This window comes from Polyangium jinanense (genome assembly GCF_028435265.1).
GTDB lineage: Bacteria > Myxococcota_A > Polyangia > Polyangiales > Polyangiaceae > Polyangium > Polyangium jinanense.
In genome coordinates this window covers 17,301-35,564 of record NZ_JAGTJK010000044.1, presented here as the reverse complement: position 1 = coordinate 35,564, position 18,264 = coordinate 17,301, and the positions used below count along the sequence as shown (strand labels likewise).

Genomic DNA, 18,264 nt, shown 5'->3' with positions numbered 1-18,264 from the left:
ACGAAGCAATTCGTTGTTGACCAAGGGTAACGTTTACAACGTGCAGACCCCGCCGGTGCACGAGAGACCGGAGCAGCAATTGGCCTGGGCCGCGCAGGACGCACCCACGGACTTGCAGGGCGAAGGCACGCACTCGGGGAACTCGCCGCCGCCGCAAAGGCCCGAGCAGCACTCGCCGTTGTTGGAGCACAAAGCCCCGTCCAGCGCGCACGTCGGGCCGCCGCCGTCCGGCGTGCCGCCCTCGGGCACACCGCCGTCGGGCTCGGGGGGGACGTTGAAGCTGCCGCATTTCAGTTTGTTGCCGTCGTTCGGATCCGGCGAGCAGAGCCCGCCGCAGCAATCGTCCGGCGTCTGGCACGCGGCACCATCGGGCTTGCACATGCAATCGGCGCACGTGCCGTTGTTGCACATCGAGCTGCAACAATCGGCGTTGGTCGCGCAGGTGTCGCCGACGACCTTGCATGCGAAGCCGTTCTCGCATGTCTTGCTGTTCGCGTTGCACTTCTTCGAGCAGCAATCGGCGTCCGTCTGGCAGGCCACGCCGCTGAGCGAGCAGCACGGCCCCTGGCAACGCGTCACGCCGTAGGAGCCTTCGAGGCAAAGGAACGCGCCTTGCGGCATGCCCGGACAACACTCGCCGAAGGACGGATCGCAGATCTCGCCCGGCGGGCGGCAGTTCGGCGGCTGCCCGCACTTCTTGACGCCGCTCCCATCCGCTTGGCAGTTGCTCGTGCAGCATTGGGCGTTCGCCCCGCAGAGCTCGCCGATGGGCTTGCAGCCGCCGATCGACTGGCAAAACGACGAACCCGGCAGGAGCTCCACGCACGCATTGGAACAGCACTGACTCGGCCCGTTACACGCCTCCCCGACGGCCTTGCACGCGCCGAGGGATGTACACTGCTTGATCCCGTTTCCGCTGTCCTCGCAGAGGTTGCCGCAGCAATCGGCGTTGGTGTTGCAAACCTCGCCGGTGACGTGACACCCGCCGAGCGAGAGTCCACACGTTTTCACCCCGCCGCCCTTGTCCAGGCAAACCCCGCTACAGCAAACGCTGCCGCCGGTTGCGCAATCCTCGCCGGGCTGGAGGCATCCGCCGCCCTGGGCACACACGCCGCCTTGGCACAGGTTCGAGCAGCAGTCGGAGTTCGCCGTACACGCGTTGCCGAGCTGCGTGCATTGCGCCGTGGCGTCGCAGACGCCGTTCTTGCATCCGAGGCCACAACACTCGATCGCTGCGCCGCAAGCCTCGCCCTCGCCCTTGCACGAAGCGCCGCCGGTCCCCGAGCCGCCCGCGCCTGCCATGCCGCCCGTGCCACCACCCGCGCCCGCGCTGCCCCCCGTCCCCGGCGCCGCGCCGGCGCCCGCGGTGCCACCCATGGACGGATCGTCGCTGCACCCAGCACCAAGCACGAAGCCAGCGCCAACGACGGAGGACAGGGACGCGGCAAGGAACAAGAGACGGTGTGATCGCATGGGTCTCCTCCAGGCTTGGAGGGAGGTACCGAGAGGGACCCAGGGCGGTTCACGTTTTTTGCGTGTTGCAGTTCACGAAGATGATTTCGGTGAACCGTGGGCGCAGCTTCGGGGTACCTCCACGATCGAGCCCTCGATGCCGCCCGCGCCCCAAGCCAGCCGACCCCGCGACAGCGTCCCCCAGGGGAACGCGAGCCCGGTCGTGCGAACCTTGCCGGTCATGCGGGACGACATGGCCATCGTGCGCGGGCTCCGCGCGGGCGAGCCATGGGCGCGCGCAGCGCTCTTCGATCGGTGCGGCCCCTCGGTCGAGCGGATCGTCCGGCGTATCCTGGGCCGCTGCGACCGCGATCAGATCGCTGAGCTCGTGCACGAGGTGTTCGTGCAGGCGATGGCCTCGCTCGACAAGCTACGCGATCCGGATGCGCTCGTGGGCTGGATGCAGATGGTCGCGACGCATACGGTCTACAAGGCGATCCGGGCGCGCCGCGCCCGTCGCTGGCTCCTGTTCTGGGCGCCCGCGGAGCTGCCCGAGCCGATGGTCGAGGACGTCGATTCCAGCGTCGCCGAGGCGTTCCGGAGGACGTACGCCGCGCTCGACAAACTCCCCGCCGACGAACGCGTGGCCTTCGTGCTCCGGTACGTCGAGGGGCTCGAAGTCGAGCGTGTGGCGGCCCTGTGTGAGGTGTCGCTCTCGACGATCAAGCGGCGTCTCGACCGGGCGGAGACGCGGTTCGCGGCCATCGCTCGTGGAGACGAGGTGCTCCGCGGCTGGCTCGAGGAAGGTGGGCGATGGACGACGAGATGAAGCAGCGCCTCGAACGGCTCGGCCGTGCGGTGGCGGATGTCTCGGACGCGTCGGCCGATCGCGGCGCCCTCGATGCCGCACGATCCCGGTTCCTCGCGCCCACGCCGCAGGCCCCGGAGAGCGCGAGGCGCAAGGGCATCGTCGCGGGCCTCGCCCTTGCAGCCGCTTGCGCAGGTGCCTTTGCCTTGTACGTGGCGACGCGGACGCCAGCTCTCTCGTTCACCGTGGGCGCGTCGCCGGTCCAGGGCGTGGCAGGCGACTGGATCGCTGCTGGGGAGACGTCGCTCGGCCTGCGCTTCTCGGAGGGGAGCGCGTTGACGCTTGCGCCGGGCGCGCGGGTGCGCGTGACCGAGACGAACCCCCGAGGAGCTGCGGTGCTCATCGAGAGCGGCGCCGTGCACGCCGAAATCACGCACGCGCACGACGACACGCGCTGGGCGCTGCGCGCGGGCCCGTTCGAGGTGCGGATCACCGGGACTGCGTTCGATGCGCGGTGGGACCCCGCGACGGAGACGTTCGAGGTCGCGATGATGGAAGGTTCGGTCATCGCTACGGGGCCGCTCCTGCGGGAGGGGCGTGCGCTCGTTCCCGGCGAGCGCCTGCGCGTCTCCGTTCGTGAGAGCAAGCTCGAGATCCAGGAAGCCCGGACCGCGACGAAGTCGACGAACGAGCCCGCGCCACCCGGTCCGTCGTCGGTCCAGACGAACCCCTCGGCGCCGATCCTCTCGCCAAGCGCCTCCGCGGCGATGCCCGTGGCGCCCGTCCCGGAGGAGAGCTCCGCGCAACCCGGCTGGCGGGAGCTCGCGTCCGCAGGCAAGTACAAGGATGCGCTCGCCGCGGCGGAACGCGCGGGCTTCTCGCAGGAGGTCGAGCGCGCTTCTGCCGCGGACCTCTTCGCGCTCGCGGACGCCGCGCGCTTCGCCGGCAGCCCTGCGCGCGCTCGCGAGGCTCTGATGGCCGCGCGCCGCCGGTTTGGGGACCGCGGGCGCAGCGCCTTTCTAATAGGCAAGATCGCGGCGGATCAACAACGGTCGCCGGGAGAAGCGGCCACGTGGTTCGAGACGTACCTGCGTGAGGAGCCCGGCGGACAGCTTGCCGAGCAGGCCCTCGGCCGCTTGCTGGAGATCCGGCGGCGTGGCGATCCGGCCGCCGCGCGTGCGATCGCGAAGCGGTACCTCGCGCGGTATCCGCAGGGCGCGTACGCTGCGCTCGCGAGGAGCGTACTCGAGCCTTGAGCGGACGACGAACGATGGCGCTCGCGGTGCTCCTTGCGGGGCTCGTCACCGCGTCTCTTGTGCTCGCCGACGCCGGAGCGCGGGTGGTGATCGTGGCCCCGTCGCTCGGGGATCCGACGGCGCAACGCATGCGTGACGAGCTTTCCGTGCTCGGCTTCGACGTCGTCGTGAGAGCCGGCGTCGCAGGGGAAAACCTCGCAGACGTGGCGCGCGCCGAAAGAGCGGCAGCCGCGGCGCGCGTGGAGCGCTGGCCGCCGGAAATCCTCGTGTGGGTGGGCGAGGGCGCGAAGGACGCGGGAGAGCTGCGGGTGAGCGAGTCGCTCGCCGGCCCTGTGGAGCCGGAGCTGCTCGCGCTCCGCGCCATCGAGCTCTTGCGTGGTCGTCTCCTGCCCGTCCCCGCAGGTTCCCCCACGGCGGCGCCCGGCGCGGCGCCTCCGGTCGCGCCGTCCGCCCCATCGACCTCACCGCCTGCCGCGAGCAGCGCTCCGCCGCTTGCGGATCCTCCTCCGCCCCGAGAACCCCGCGTCTCCCTGCTCGCGGGCCCCGCGCTCCTCGCGAGCCCGGGCGGCGTCTCCATCTCCCCAAACCTCGCGCTCTCGGGCCGTTTGTCTCTCTGGAGCCGCGTCTCGGCCGAAGCGTGGTCCTTTCTCCCCCTCTCGCCTGGGTTTGTCCAGAATGCCGACGGCGAGGTGGCGCTGCGTGCATTTTTCCTCGGCGCTGGCGTCGGCGTCCGCGTCACGTCCCCCGACGAACCCTTTTTCGGATCCGTCGGGGCCGGCGTGGGGCCGATGCTCCTCTGGTTCGAGGGAGAAGCCGAACCGCCGAGGATCGCAGCCTCCGGTACCCGGTGGGCGGCGCTCGCATACGGACGCGCGGGCATCGGTTATCGTATTCATCCCCGCGTCCGTCTCCGTTTTGATGGTTTCGTCGGCCCCGTGTTCCCGGAACCCGTGCTCCGTATCGTCGGCCGCGAGGTGGCCTCGTTCGGTCGCCCCGCGGTGTTCTTCGTGCTTGGCGCGGAGGTGATGCCTTGAAGCGCTCGTACTTCCTGTTGGCGCTCGGCGTGTGGGGATTCGCTTGTGGGCAAACGTATCTCGACGGCGTGCTGCTTCCGAGCGGCGACGGCGGCGCGGGTGGCATCGGTGGCGGGTCGACCGCCGGTGGGGTCTCGTGCAAGAGCGAGGGCGAGGCTTGCAGCGCTGCCATCGAATGTTGCGGCCTTGGCTGCGAAAATGGCGTCTGCGACGCCACGGCGCCCTGCACGCAGCTCGGCGATGCATGCGCCGTGAGCTCCGATTGCTGCTCGAACCTGTGCCAGGGCGGCGTGTGTGCGCAGGGCGGCGGATGCCTCCAGCCCGGCGAGGACTGCGCGATCGGGGGGAGCGAATGCTGCAGCGGCATTTGCCTGGACAAGGGCGGCGGGGTGAAGACGTGTGGCATCTCGCTCGGCGGCTGCCGCGTCACGGGCGAGCTCTGCAACACGAACGCGGATTGCTGTGGAAACCTCTGCGAGGACAGCGGAAGCGGGATCAAGCAGTGTACGTCCCTCGGCGCATGCAAGGCCGTCGGCGAGGCGTGCAATGGCCCGAGCCAGTGCTGCTCCAACGCGTGCGTGGAGCTTCTGGCGGGAGCTGCTTTCTGCCAGTCGATCGGCGGCTGCAAGCCCATCGGCGAGCTTTGCTCCACGGACGCACAATGTTGCACGAGCAACTGTCAGGCCGACGGAAGCGGCGTCACGAAATGCGGGCAGCCCGCGAACTGCCGCCCGCCCGGCGAGATCTGCGATTCGTCCTTCGGCGAGTGTTGCCCGGGCATGCCGCAAGGCGCGCTGCTTTGCCTCGATGGCTCCTACGGCGTCACGCGTTGCCAGGGGCCGTGCTGCTCACTGAGCGGCGTCGCGTGTCAGGCGGACGTCGATTGCTGTTCAAGGAAATGCAACGTGAACAGCAAGACCTGCGAGGACGGCTTCGCGTGCAAGGTCGTCGGCGATACCTGCGTGAGCAACGCTGAGTGCTGTAGCTCGACGTGCAGCGGCGGCACGTGTACCGATTGCACGTGCAAGCCGAACGGCGAGCCGTGTCAGACGCCGGACGATTGTTGCGGCAAGCTATGCTCGCCGGATCCAGACGACGGCGGCGCGCTGAAATGCGGCACCTTCGGCGGCAGCCCGACGTGCGTGCCCGAAGGTACGCTCTGCGGGAGCAACGGCGAGTGCTGCTCCGGCCTCTGCGGTGGCGGGGAGTTCCCGAGCTGCAAGCCGTCGGGGTGCAAGTCCGTGGGTACGTCGTGCGCGAGCGGGGCGGAGTGCTGCTCCGGGCTCGCGTGTACGGGTGGGGTCTGCACGTTGTGAACGGCTGAGTCCAAAGGAGAAACGAAGATGATTCGAAAAACGGTCTACCGCGTTGCCGCCCTGGTTTTCCTCCCGCTCCTCGTGGCTGCTTCGTGCGGCGACGACCGCCGCTACGACGACGGCGACGACTGCGAGATTGGTGTCCCCGGGGAGGGCGCGGCGTGCGAGTGCAGCGGGCTCGATTGCGTGTGCCCGTCCTCTGGCGACTGCGAGATCAACTGCATCGAGGGCTGCAACCTCCAGTGCGCCGGCTCCGGGTCCTGTGACTTCCTGTGCATCGCCGGATGCAATACGGAGTGTACCGGCTCGGGGAACTGCTTCGTGGATGTCGGCGACGACTCGACTGTTTCCTGCACGGGCAGCGGCGATTGCGACGTGACGTGCGCGGGAGACTGCGCGGTCGCGTGCCCCGGGAGCGCCACCTGCACGGTTCGCTGCGCAGCCGGCGCGATCTGCACGATCGACAAGTGTTCCGGCACGGTGGAGAGCTGTCCGGACGGCGTGCAGGTGTGCAACGGGAGCTGTTCCTGATCGACGGCGAGGTCATCACCAACGGGGCCACCGTGGAAAGCACTCACGGGGCCCCGAGCTCGAAGAAATTGCGAATTCGAGCCACCAGGTCGAGCTCCACCCTCCCTACCGACGGCGCTGCGTCGTTCGCAGCGTCGAAGCCCTGACGTGCTGCCTTGAGCTCCTCGGTCCGCTGCGCGAGCACGGCGGCGAGCTCCCTGGCGAGCTCGGGGCGGTTCTCGATCACGCGCTGGAAGGTCGCTTTTTCCAGACGGAAACACTCGACGTCGGTCTCGGCGGCCACGGTGGCGCGCCGCGGCGCCCCCGTGAGGAGTGACATCTCGCCGAAGAAGCTCCCGGGCCCGAGCTTCTTGACCGGAAGCTCCCGCCCGCCCTCGGAGACGCGCACCGATGCCGTGCCGTCCTCGACGAGGTAAAGGCAATGGTGCCCCTCGTCCCCCTGGTGGGCGATGATCTCGCCGCGGGTGAACGGGGCGTAATTGAGCTGCTCGGCGAGCTCGGTCCGCTCCGCATCGGAGAGCGCCTGGAAGAGCGGGACCATCTCGAGCAGGTGCTTGCGCCTCGAAAGGCGCTTTGCGTTTTTCTCTGCCGCTCGACTCGTCTCCTCGGTCATCAGGATCGAGGCCGCGGGGATAGCCAGATGCATGCCCGCGCGCTCGAGCGCAAAGAAGATGCGCGTGCGGACATCGGAGTCCGTCGAGGCGTCCGCGTCGAGGTCCGTCAGCCAGTAGCGCAACGCATAACGCCCGTACGACTCGCCGAGATCGACGAGCACGCAGCTCGGCGGAGGATCCACGGCGACACGCTCCATCTTGGCGTTCTTCACGGCGTCGCGCACGACGTCGATGACGTCCGAGGGCTGGTAACGGAAATCCACGTTGAAATGGATGACGCGCCGCAAATACTGCGGCTTGCCCTGGCGGCGGCCGAACACCGTCACCTGGGACTTCATGAGCACGTTGTTCGGGATGAGTACCGTCTCCCAGTTGCCCGTCTCGATCGCCGTGTACCTCCACCGTATCTCGGCAACGCGCCCGCTCACGTCGTTCACCTTGATCCGGTCACCGACCTCGATGGAGTTGTCGAGCTGGAGCGCGAGCCCGCCCGCGATGTTGCCGATGACGTCCTGCAAGGAAAAGCCGAGGATCGCGGTGAGCACCGCGCTCGTGGCGATGAGGCCCGAGAGGTTGATGCCCGCGCGGCTCGTGATGGAGACGGCGGTGACGACCGAGAAGATGGCCACCAACACGTCTTCGACGATGCGCGGCGCGTGCAAGCGCAGACGAGGCAGGATGACGTGGAAGAGCAGCACGGCCGCCGCGCCCACGAAGGCGACGCCGCCAAACACCGCCGCCGGGATCCTGATCTCGTTCACGAGAGACGAGCCCGTGACCGCGAGCCCTGCCGCCCCGAGGAGCGAGAGCACGTGCATCGACAGGAAGAAGCCGAGCGGACGCAAGCGGGGCCGGCTCGACGCCGAGAACCGACTCGCCACGAGCGCGATCACGAGCGCCGTGAGCAACCAGAAGGTGTGCGCGATGAGCGCTTCTTGCCAGAGAGCGTAGAGGAAACCCACGGGCGCACCCTATCAGCTCGTCCCGCGCCGCCCCAGGGTATGGGAAGCAAGAAACGCCCACCCCGGTCGCACCGCACATGGGCCACTGGCCCTCGCCGAGGCCCACGGCCGCATCGCGCGGCCCATCGAGCTGCCGCTCGGGGACGCGAGTGGCTGCGCGTCGCTCCGGATCGTCTCGGTGGAGGCGGGGCCGACGGTGCTCGCCGGTGGGTTCGAGAAAGATCTCGCGCTCGTCGTCGCGCCCTCAGTCACGATCCCCTGCCAGCCGCCGAACCCCGACGCGAAGCTGCCGCCGCTCGTGAACGTGGCCACGCTGCAGCCGGGACCGTTCACGGTCACCGTGCCGATCGTCGGGACGTACGACGAGCTCGCCAAAGCCGCTCGTGGGCGAGTTCGGCGAGCGTGGGGCCAAACCGTCCCGACTGTTGCGGACATCGAAAACGACATGAACTGCCGGTGCATTTGGTGTTAGCATCCGGCCGGCATGGATGAGCTAGAGCGCAGAGTCGGCACGGTCCTGTGCGGAAAGTGGACGCTCGAACGGCTGCTGGGTTCCGGCGGCATGGCGGCTGTCTACGTCGCCGTGCACAAGATCGGGCGGCGAGACGCCATTAAGATTCTCCACCCCGAGATCGCTCGCGTACCCGAGCTGCGCGCGCGGTTCGATCAGGAAGCGCGTGCCGTCAATCAATTCGTGCATCCTGGAGCGGTCGAAATCCGCGATGTCGACACGACCGAGGACGGTTGCCCGTTCCTCGTCATGGAGCTGCTCGAGGGTGAGTCGCTCGCCGCGCGTGCCCGTCGCGGCCCGATGGACATATCCGAGATCCTGCGAATCATCGACGGGCTTTTGGACGTCCTCGCAGCGGCGCACGCGCATGGCATCATCCACCGCGACATCAAGCCGGACAACTTGTTCTGCCTGCGCGACGGGCGCCTGAAGGTGCTCGACTTCGGTGTCGCCCGCGTGCGACAGGCGGCCAACTCCGTTCACACGCGCACTGGAACGACGCTCGGCACGATCGCGTACATGCCCCCGGAGCAAATCGCAGGTAAAGACGTCGATGCGCGCGCCGATGTGTTCGCGGTCGGAGCGACGATGTTTCGGCTGATCACGCGGAGGCGCATCCACGAGGCGCACTCCGATTCCGAGCTGCTCATCAAGATGTCTTCGCTGCCGGCGCCGTCCCTCGCGAGCGTCGCTCCGGAGGCGCCGCAGGCCGTGTGCGCCATCGTCGATCGAGCGCTCGCGTTCGAGCGCGATAAGCGCTACCCGAGCGCGAGGGCGATGCTGCAGGACATACGCGCAGTCCGAGCCGGCCAACCGCTCGCCATCCCCCAGCAGGTCGTCATAGCCGCGGCCTCCAGCCATCCGGATGAGGCGATCGGCACGGACGCGACGGTGGCCGCTCCGCACGCAGCGGCGGCGGGGGCAGGACAGGGGCTCGTTCCTTCATCGGCCGCATCGGCGCGCGCTGGATCGGCGGTCGCTCCAGCGCGTGCGCCGTCCTCCACCGCGTCGGTCTTCACCCAGGCGACGCAGTGGACGGTGACCACGGTACGCGGACGAAGACTGCGATGGGCCGCGCTGGCGTTCCCGTTGCTCGGCGCAGGCGTGCTCGCCCTCGTGTATTACCGTGCGGTGCACGTCGATTCCGACGCGACGCCTTCCGCGTCGAGCCGGACGCTCAGGCCACCGGCCTCGCCGTCCACACGGAGCCCCGCGGTCGCGCCTGGAACTCGCAGCACGGCTGCGGTTATCGATCCCAGCCTCGCGAAAACGGGCGGCGACAAGCCTCGCCTGCCGAGCCAGCCGCCCCGCGGCAACGGGCAAGGGGCTGGCGCCCTGCCACATACCAACTGCATGACGACCAACGCCTGTGACTACGTGTGCGACGACGCGTGCGAGGTCTCATGTAAAGACCCGCGCGGCTGCGAGATAGGAGCGCGCCGCGATGCGCAGGTAGACTGCACGGGATCGTTGACGTGCAAGGTCTCGTGCGAAGGGGATTGCGTGATCAACTGCATCGAGGGCACCCCATGCCTGGTGCACTGCACGCCTGGATCCCGATGCGTGTTCGGCGCGTGTCCGCAGCAGAGCGAGACCTGTGCGGGCGATATCACCGTGTGTGGAGCCAAATGCCCTGAATGACGAACATGCGGGGAATGTGAATGGCCACGAATCGGTTTGACAGCCCTGACAAGGTCGCGTCCGGCTCGCACGCCGACAGCCGTCCTCTCGACGCGAAGGCGAGCGCGCGCTCGCCGCACGCCGTCCCTCCGACGATCCCCGACGTACAGCCAGGGCCGCCACCGCCCGCAGGCAGCGACCAGCAGCGCAGGCGAAAGGTGTCTTGGAAACGACGCTTGCGGCGGTGGATGTGGCGCATCGCTACGGCCGCTTCGATACTGCTGGGCCTCGGTTTTCTTTCGTTTGCGGCCCTCATCTTGTACTACGGCCAAGGCCTGCCAGAGACCGCGGAGCTCAAGAACTACCGTCCGCCGCAGGTCACGCGCATCCTCGCGCGCGACGGGACACCACTCGCGGAGCTCTTCACCGTGCGACGCACGGTCGTCCCGATCTCGACGGTGCCAAAGAGCATGAAGTTCGCTGCCTTGGCTGCGGAAGACGCAAGCTTCTACTCGCACGAGGGGCTGAACTACTTCGGCATCCTGCGGGCACTTCTGGTGAACCTGTGGTCCGGGCGAACGCGCCAGGGCGGCAGCACGATCACCCAGCAAGTCGTCAAGAATGTGCTCCTCACGAACGAGCGCACCTTCGCGCGCAAAATCCGTGAGCTCATCCTCGCGCGCCGCATCGAACAGGAGCTCACGAAGGACGAGATCCTCGAGCTTTACCTCAATCACATCTATTTCGGGCATGGTCGCTACGGCATTGAAGAAGCAGCGCGGTACTACTTCGGCAAGAGCGTTCGAGACGTGCAGCTCGCCGAAGCAGCCACGCTCGCGGGCCTGGTGAAGGGGCCAAGCGTCTACTCTCCGCGCGTCGACCTCGCCAAGGCCGAGGAGCGGCAGCGCTACGTACTACGGCAGATGGGCGACAAAGGATTCGCGCCGCTCGCCGACGTGGAAGCCGCCGCTCGCCAGAAAATCACCCTCGCCCCCTTGCCGGAAAACAATGCGGAGCTGGCGCCCGAGGTCGTGGCCGAGGTCGAGCGCAAGCTGGTCGCCGTGGCCGGCCCGCAGGCCGATCAGGGTGGCTACACGGTGACGACCACGATCGACCCAAAGCTGCAGTCAGCGGCGAGGGCGGCGGTGCGCAATAACCTCGACGCGTACGCCGCACGCCGCGGGCTCGTCGCTCCGCTCAAGCGTGGCAAGGGCGATCCGGCTCCCTTCAAGGGAACCCCCACGCCGGGCGGCGGGCGCGTCTACAATGGCGTGGTCACAAAGGCCGACGACGGACGCGGCACGCTCACCGTGAGCGTCGGTACGGCCGAAGGCACCGTGAAGTTGGACAAAGCGAAGCGCTATAATCCTCGCAATCTACCCCCGAGCCAGTTTGCCGAGGTCGGCAAGGTCGTGCGTGTCACCTTTGCCGACGACGACCCGCGCAGCGGACGGCTGGAGCTCGCGCTTGGGCCCCAGGCTGCGCTCGTCGCCCTCGACGTCCGTACGGCCGAAGTGCTCGCGGTCGTTGGCGGCTATGACGCCGTGCGCGGCGCCCTCGATCGGACGAGGTCGGCGCATCGGCAGCCTGCCTCGACGTTCAAACCGATCGTTTACAGCTACGGGATCCACACGCGCGTTTTCACCGCGGCGTCGATTCTCGAGACCGAGCCGGCCGCTCTCGGAGGGAGATACCGACCCGCCAACTACGACGAGAGCGACGGACAGTCTCCGCGTCGGCTGCGTGAGGCGCTTGCCACGAGCGTCAACGTCGCCGCGGTGTGGACGCTCGACAAGCTCGGGCCGGCCAAGGTCGCGGCGTGGGCGCAATCCCTGGGCATCGCCTCGAAGCTCGGCGCGGATCTGTCGCTGGCGCTCGGAGCTTACGAGGTTACGCCGTTCGAGATGGTCGCCGCGTACAATACGTTCGCCGCTGGCGGCACGTACCGTGAGCCGGTGCTCATTCGGAGCATCACCGACCCGGACGGCAAGCCGCTGCCGCTACCCGACGCAACGCCTCCACGCCGCGTGATGGAGGAAGCCGAGGGCTACATCATGACGAGCCTCTTGCGTTCGGTCGTCGAGACGGGGACAGCCAAGCGCGCGCGCTCCATGACGATACCCGTCGCGGGCAAGACGGGCACCTCGAATGCTGCGAAAGACACCTGGTTCGTGGGTTACTCGCCGGCTATCGCATGCGCCGTCTGGACGGGTTACGACGACGCCTCTCCGCTCGGCGCCGGAGAGACGGGCGGCACGACGTCGCTGCCGGCCTTCATCGCGTTCATGCAGGAGGCACACAAGACGATACCGCGTACCGACTTCGCCGCGCCGCAGGTCGGGCTCGTGCGCGTGCCCATCGATCCGCAGACCGGTCAACTCGCGCCGCTGGGTGTCGGGGGCATCGAGGAGGTGTTCCTTGCGGGCACCGAACCGACGGGGCCCGCGGAGCTGCCGTCGAGCAACGAGCCTGCTCCCTCGCTGTGGCCTTTTTGAGTCTCGGTCAGTTGCTCAGGATGGCGATCAAGAGCGCGACGCTGAGCAAGAGCGATACGACGATGGACGCAATGAGCCACGGCCGCATCGCCGGCGAGGTCCACCGGGGCGCGAGCGGCGTCGCGCTCGTCGGGTGCCCCGGAGCACCGAGGTGCATCGAAACGGTCGGCTCGATCTGCCTCGGCGCGCCCTCCATCGCCGCAATGGCCCCGTCGATGGCCGCGATCACGTTGGTCGCCGTCGGATAACGTTGGGTTGGGTCTCGCTGGACGAGCCGCATCACGATCGCCTCTACTTCGGGGCGGATACCTGCTCCCGGAGCACGCTGGCGGAGTGGGGGCGCTTCCTCGAGGAGCCGCTGCCGGAAGGAAGATTGGCCGTCGCTCGCGTCGAACGGGCCTCGCCCGGACAGCATTTCGTACAACATGAGTCCAAGCGCATAAAGATCCGCGCGAGCATCGACGGCCTCCATGCCGCGCACGGCCTCCGGCGCGAGATAACTGAGCGTGCCGAGGACTTGGTCGGCAGCGGTGAGGTCCTGGCCTTTGCGCGCGGCCTCGCGGCTTTCGGTGGACAGGAGCTCTACGTTCACCTTGGCGAGGCCGAAATCGATGAGCTTGACCTGATCATGGGCGCCGAGAAGGATGTTTTGCGGCTTCACATCGCGGTGCACGATCCCCTTCGCGTGTACCGCCTCCAGAGCAGACGCGATCTGCCTCGCGATGTGGAGCGCGCGTCGCGCGGGGAGCGGTGCCGAGGCGATCACGTCCTGGAGCGGGGTGCCCTCGACATACTCGAGGACGAGAAAATGCGACCGATCCGGGAGCTGACCGAAGTCGCTCGCCGAGACCACGTTCGGATGCTGGATATGCGCCCCCGCGATCGCCTCGCGCTCGAACCGCGCCACGATCTGGGGGAGGTTCCGGGCGCCCGGCTGGAGGACTTTGATCGCGACCTGCTTGCGCAGGTGCACCTGCTCGCCGCGGTACACGGCTCCCATGCCGCCCTCCCCGAGAAGCTCGTGGACGCGGTACCTCTCCGAGATCAAGCTCCCGATCAGCGCTGGCGCTTGGTTGTCCGAGCGCACCAACGTGGGTGCGTCATTGTCTGAGCGCACCAACGTGGGTGCGTCGTCCGTCCACCGTACCGTAGTCTTTTCTTCCCCAAGCGCCGAGTTCGAGAGCTCAACGACGGATGCGTCGCGTCGGTTCCCGATCATCGGCACCGTGACGTCATCGTCGGTGCTCGAGCGCCCCTTGGGTGGGATGATCCCTGCCATGTCGAGGAGTGTACACGGACAAAGGTGCTGAGAGCGGAGGAACCGCACCGCCGTCCGAGTGGACATCATGCTCGATCCACCCCACGGCACGGAAAGCTGTGTAGTTCCGTGATGTTCGTGGAGTTGGTCCCGTACACCGACATCAGCCTACAAGGATGACCACAGTGCAACGGGCCGTAGCTCGCTGGACGCCGCCCGCATCGCCGGAGCCCAAAGCCCCGTCCCGAAGGTGCACGCCTCTAGCTATTCCCATTGAAACTCGGAGGGGTGGTAGGCTTTGAGGCCGTCAACCGGAATGGGCCCTTCGGGGGTGCCACTGCACACTTTGACGCCCTCGTCATTCGTGCGTACTGGATATGCATTTTTCAATTTCGACGTGACGCAAAATGGATATTTGCCGTCCTTGAGGAGTAGCCGATACTTGCCATTTGGGGCGGGCCGGCGCGTCGATGAGGGCCCAGCGGTCGAGGATGGCTTGCTGGTATTGGAAGACGCGGCCATCGTGCCGCTCGCCTTGTCCTCTCGAGATGTGTCATCGTCCGCGCTCTCACGAGTGTCTTCGGCGGAGTCCCCCGAACGAACGACGAAGAAGACAACGGCGAGGCATACAGCGACAGCAAAAGAGCCAATCACTGCAATCATCAAGAACCGGGAATTCGAGCCTGCTCCTGCGCTGGTTGCAGCAGATTGAGGCCGCACGGACGTGGCGACGGGTGCCTGCATCGCTTGGTCGGGAGCAGGAGTGACCATTGGTGCCTGCATCGCTTGGTCGGGAGCAGGAGCAGCCATCGTCGGCCCATCGACACTGATTCCAGTCGACGCGTCGGCTCGGATCGACACCGGAACTGGCGCGTGAGGGGTAGCCTTGGCGCCCAGAACTCGCTCGATGTCTTCACGCATGGCGCGGGCCGTTGGATAGCGGCGCGATAGATCGAAAGCGAGCGCGCGATCGACGATGGCGCAAACCTCTGGGCTGACAGAGGGGGCAACGGTGCGCAGGGCCGGCGCAGGCTGCGTCGCCATCTTGATGAGGAGCTCGCTTTCCATGGAGCCCTCGTGCACATGGCGTTTTGTCAGGATCCGAAACATCGTGGCGCCGACGGCGAAGACGTCGGCCCGCCCATCGATTTCGCGACCAGCGATTTGCTCGGGCGACATATAAGGTATCGTCCCGAGCATCGAGCCGATACGTGTACGAACATTGGAGCCGCCCTGTTTCATTCGAGCGATCCCGAAGTCGAGGACTTTGACGCCGCCTGAAGAGGTCAAAAACAGATTATCAGGTTTGATGTCTCGATGAACGATGCCGAGCCCGTGCGCGACATCGAGCACTTCGAGCACGGTCGAGACGATGCGGAGCAGCTCGCGCTCCTCGATGCCGCCGGAGCGATGAGCGCGCTTGCCGAGCGATTCACCATCGAGCAACTCCATCACCAAGAACGGCGATCCATCTTCGCTCGTGTCAATGTCTAGGACATTGACGGCTGCGGGGTGACCGAGCTGGTTTACTGCGAGCGCCTCTTGCTCGAACCTGGCTCGATGCTCCTTGGAGACCGCGATTTCCGGATGGAGGATTTTGATTGCGCAGCGCCGGCCGATCCTGTGTGTCGCCTCGTAAACCGCAGCCATCCCGCCGACGCCGATGAGCGAATCGATGCGCCATTTGCCCCGGAGGACCGTTCCGATTCGTGCTGTATACTGTTTTAGCTCGGGATCATCACTCATTGAGGTTCAGGCTCTCCAATATACCGGATGCGAGGACAGGTGAAACATCCCCCGAGCCGCGCGGGGCGGCCGGTTTACATGCCCTGTCCGTGAGCGATTGGCTTCTCACTTCGGTGGTGCGTTCACCCTGAACGTCCCCACGGCCCACCCGACACCGAAAACGAGCTGCAGCACGTCCCACGGCGCCCACGCCACGCCGATGGCCTGCCGTAGCAACACCGTCTCGAACAGGTGAATGAGGATCGTGCTCGCGCCATAGACGCCGAGGCCTCCGGCGACGATCGGGAAGAGCCGTGCGAGGAGCTCCGAGACTTTGGCATCGTCCTGCCAAACGATCCGGTACGCACGGCGGGCGAAGAACCCGCCAATCGCGAGCACGAGGCCTCCGACGACCAAAATTAGGAATGCTGACTCTCCCCCTGTGATGTTGCCACGGACAGAGGCTCCGCGCGAAAGCCGCAGAATCGACGCGACCGCTGCGATGAGCATCCCCGCGGCGCCGCACGCACCGATCGCGGCGGTGCCGGCCAGGAGCATCCTGTCCGAGATGAGCGCGTTCTCGCGTCGCTTCAGCGAGACACCCGCCGAAGCAGAGCTCCCGGTCACGCTGGTGCCCGCGCTGGACGCTTCCGGATCGAACGGCGTCAGGGCCTCGTCGAGCTCACGGATATCCTGGAATCGGTCCTGCGGCTCTTTCGCCATGGCCCGCTGGATGATCATCTCGACGTTGTCCGGGATGCTGGGCTCGAGGGTTCGCGGGCGCGGCGGATCCTCCGAGAGCACACGCATGAGGATCGAGGTCGGCTCGTCTCCGTCGAAGGGTCTCCGACCCGTGAGCACGGCATACAGGATCGCGCCGACGGCATAGATATCGGTGCGATGATCGATTTTCTGCCCCTTCGCCTGCTCGGGTGACATGTACGAAGGCGTGCCCATGATCATCCCGGTCTTGGTGAGCGCGGGCCCGGTGCCGGAGTCGACCTTCGAGATGCCGAAATCAAGGATCTTGGCCGTGGGTTTCTCCAGATCGCCGGTGAGAAAGACGTTCTCCGGCTTCATGTCCCGATGGACGATCCCTTTAGCGTGGGCCGCATGGAGCGCCTTGCAGATCTGCCGGACGATTCGCACCGCCGGACCGAGCGCCATCTTGCCTGATCGCTCCAGGTGTTCGGCGAGCTCACGCCCCTGGAGAAGCTCGCCGACGATGTAGGCACGGCCATCTGGCGTACGATCGACGTCGTAGACTTCGAGAACGTGAAGGCTCTTGATGGTTGCTGTAGCTTCGGCCTCCCGGATGAAGCGAGCGAGCACATCCGGCTGCCGGGCGTACTCGGGGTGCAGCATTTTGATGGCGAATCGCTTGCTTGCAATGCGCGTGTGTTGCGCCTCGTAAACACGCCCCATGCCGCCCTCGCCGAGGACACGCACGAGCCGGAACGTGTCCCGGAGCGTGGTTCCGACGAGCTCGTCGTGGAGGGAGAGCGCCGCCCCATCTTGCGGGCAGACGTTGAAGTGGGGAGGGTACGTCCTGCTACAGGTCGGACAGGCCTTGCTGCCCGCCTGCGGCGTGACCGCTGCGAGAGCAGCGTCAGGCGTCGAGTACGACGTCATCTCCGAACCGAGGATGCTCAGGCTCGCCATCGAGGAACGCACGACGATGGAGGGCGCAGAGGCATGCGGATCCGACGATGCAGCGGGAGGGGCCGCGTAGCCCGCTTCCCCCAGAGGACGCTCGGGACCGGAAGGCATGGGGCGGCCACGGTAACATGACAGGCTGGACGCGTCTGCCCCCCTGAAGAGCGGGGTTGCAGGAAGTGCCTGTAATCACGGCTACCATGTTATCATCCGAACCGAATAGGCCGCACGTGGCGGGCGCTAATCGTCCAGGATCAGCGTCCGCGCTAGATCCTTCGCTAGGAGCTCGGCGAGCGCGTCCTCGGAGTCCGCGGCGTTGGCCGGGACATCGGCTTCGATGAACGCAAGACCGTATTTGTCCTCGACCCCTTTTATTGATGTCGTTGGGGCTGGTGTTCAGGTTCGCCGGATCGGAGAACAGCAATGGCCCCGGACCCCCACCCCAGCGGGGTATCGCGGCCCCTGTGATCCGGGTAATTCGTCCAGTATGCGATCTTGACGATGACGACCAGCAATCGTCCGAGGGATTGGAGCACGAGCGATGCGTCCTTCGGATTCCCCTTGACCGTCAGCGCCGTGAGCGTGCCGCCCAGGAGCGCATCGACGAGGCCTTGCTGCTGGGCATCCTGGGCGGGCTCGTAAGCTCCACGCTGCTCAATCTGCTCGTGCTCCCACCGCTGTTCGCGCGGTTTGCGAGGTTCGAGACGCCCGGCACGACTTGACCCGTCGGTATGGCCGTCCCCGAGGGCCGTTCGTCCGGGTGCCACGGGAGCGGCCGAGCGTGCCCGGGCGGCATGGGCACGACGGGCAATTCATGAGCGTGGTCACGCGTGTTTCCACGAGCGAACGCGCACCACGCGTCATCACCTTGGCGGTCTTGTAGGGGCATCCTGCACGGCGCACGTCGTAGGGCCAAAGGCCCACGCGTTCGAGGCGGCCCGCTTTTACGATTTCGCCCCAATCCGGCATGATCGAAGGAGTCGCGAAAGCTTGACTCCCGAGGTACCGTGATCCAGCGTACCGAAA

14 protein-coding genes are annotated in these 18,264 nt (G+C 66.9%); 9 read left to right on the top strand and 5 right to left on the bottom strand.

Going from position 1 to position 18,264, the window contains the following annotated elements:
* Positions 1–33: 33 nt before the first annotated feature.
* On the bottom strand, positions 34–1,377 hold the full coding sequence (locus KEG38_RS42255; RefSeq protein WP_272426354.1) for a hypothetical protein: 1,344 nt from the start codon (positions 1,375–1,377) through the stop codon (positions 34–36).
* A 298-nt stretch (positions 1,378–1,675) separates the two neighbouring features.
* Here KEG38_RS42255 and KEG38_RS42250 point away from each other — a divergent pair, with 298 nt between their 5' ends.
* From KEG38_RS42250 to KEG38_RS42230, 5 genes are read left to right on the top strand one after another with little or no spacing between them, the layout of a single operon-like run.
* A complete protein-coding gene (locus KEG38_RS42250; RefSeq protein ID WP_272426353.1) occupies positions 1,676–2,281 on the top strand; it encodes an RNA polymerase sigma factor in 606 nt (201 codons plus the stop codon).
* Positions 2,266–3,516, top strand: coding sequence for an outer membrane protein assembly factor BamD (locus KEG38_RS42245; protein WP_272426352.1), 1,251 nt, complete (start codon positions 2,266–2,268; stop codon positions 3,514–3,516). The genes KEG38_RS42250 and KEG38_RS42245 overlap by 16 nt, the downstream gene beginning before the upstream one ends.
* Positions 3,513–4,550, top strand: coding sequence for a hypothetical protein (locus KEG38_RS42240; protein ID WP_272426350.1), 1,038 nt, complete (start codon positions 3,513–3,515; stop codon positions 4,548–4,550). The genes KEG38_RS42245 and KEG38_RS42240 overlap by 4 nt, the downstream gene beginning before the upstream one ends.
* Positions 4,547–5,866, top strand: a complete 1,320-nt coding sequence (locus KEG38_RS42235; protein ID WP_272426348.1) for a hypothetical protein — start codon at positions 4,547–4,549, stop codon at positions 5,864–5,866. The genes KEG38_RS42240 and KEG38_RS42235 overlap by 4 nt, the downstream gene beginning before the upstream one ends.
* Before the next feature lie 27 nt (positions 5,867–5,893).
* Entirely contained in the window at positions 5,894–6,397 is a 504-nt protein-coding gene (locus tag KEG38_RS42230) for a hypothetical protein (RefSeq protein WP_272426347.1), read from the top strand.
* A 43-nt stretch (positions 6,398–6,440) separates the two neighbouring features.
* Here KEG38_RS42230 and KEG38_RS42225 read toward each other — a convergent pair whose 3' ends face one another.
* A complete protein-coding gene (locus tag KEG38_RS42225) occupies positions 6,441–7,973 on the bottom strand; it encodes a mechanosensitive ion channel family protein (RefSeq protein ID WP_272426345.1) in 1,533 nt (510 codons plus the stop codon).
* A gap of 178 nt (positions 7,974–8,151) precedes the next feature.
* On the opposite strand from KEG38_RS42225, the gene KEG38_RS42220 reads away from it, so the two are divergent.
* The 3 genes from KEG38_RS42220 to KEG38_RS42210 all read left to right on the top strand — a co-directional run bounded on the left by KEG38_RS42220 (position 8,152) and on the right by KEG38_RS42210 (position 12,599).
* Positions 8,152–8,445, top strand: a complete 294-nt coding sequence (locus tag KEG38_RS42220) for a hypothetical protein (protein WP_272426344.1) — start codon at positions 8,152–8,154, stop codon at positions 8,443–8,445.
* Positions 8,446–8,457: 12 nt separating this feature from the next.
* Positions 8,458–10,125: a serine/threonine protein kinase gene (locus KEG38_RS42215; RefSeq protein ID WP_272426342.1), complete on the top strand. Its 1,668-nt coding sequence runs from the start codon at positions 8,458–8,460 to the stop codon at positions 10,123–10,125.
* A 227-nt stretch (positions 10,126–10,352) separates the two neighbouring features.
* Positions 10,353–12,599 carry a penicillin-binding protein 1A gene (locus KEG38_RS42210; RefSeq protein ID WP_272426341.1) on the top strand — a complete coding sequence of 749 codons (2,247 nt, stop codon included), beginning with the start codon at positions 10,353–10,355 and terminating at the stop codon, positions 12,597–12,599.
* A 7-nt stretch (positions 12,600–12,606) separates the two neighbouring features.
* On the opposite strand, the gene KEG38_RS42205 is transcribed toward KEG38_RS42210, so the two are convergent.
* The 3 genes from KEG38_RS42205 to KEG38_RS42195 form a co-directional block, all read right to left on the bottom strand.
* Positions 12,607–13,686, bottom strand: coding sequence for a serine/threonine-protein kinase (locus tag KEG38_RS42205; RefSeq protein ID WP_272426340.1), 1,080 nt, complete (start codon positions 13,684–13,686; stop codon positions 12,607–12,609).
* 435 nt (positions 13,687–14,121) lie between these two features.
* Positions 14,122–15,603: a serine/threonine protein kinase gene (locus tag KEG38_RS42200; RefSeq protein WP_272426338.1), complete on the bottom strand. Its 1,482-nt coding sequence runs from the start codon at positions 15,601–15,603 to the stop codon at positions 14,122–14,124.
* 105 nt (positions 15,604–15,708) lie between these two features.
* On the bottom strand, positions 15,709–17,244 hold the full coding sequence (locus KEG38_RS42195) for a serine/threonine-protein kinase (protein ID WP_272426336.1): 1,536 nt from the start codon (positions 17,242–17,244) through the stop codon (positions 15,709–15,711).
* Positions 17,245–17,702: 458 nt separating this feature from the next.
* Here KEG38_RS42195 and KEG38_RS42190 point away from each other — a divergent pair, with 458 nt between their 5' ends.
* Positions 17,703–17,960: a hypothetical protein gene (locus tag KEG38_RS42190; protein WP_272426334.1), complete on the top strand. Its 258-nt coding sequence runs from the start codon at positions 17,703–17,705 to the stop codon at positions 17,958–17,960.
* Positions 17,961–18,264: the final 304 nt, after the last annotated feature.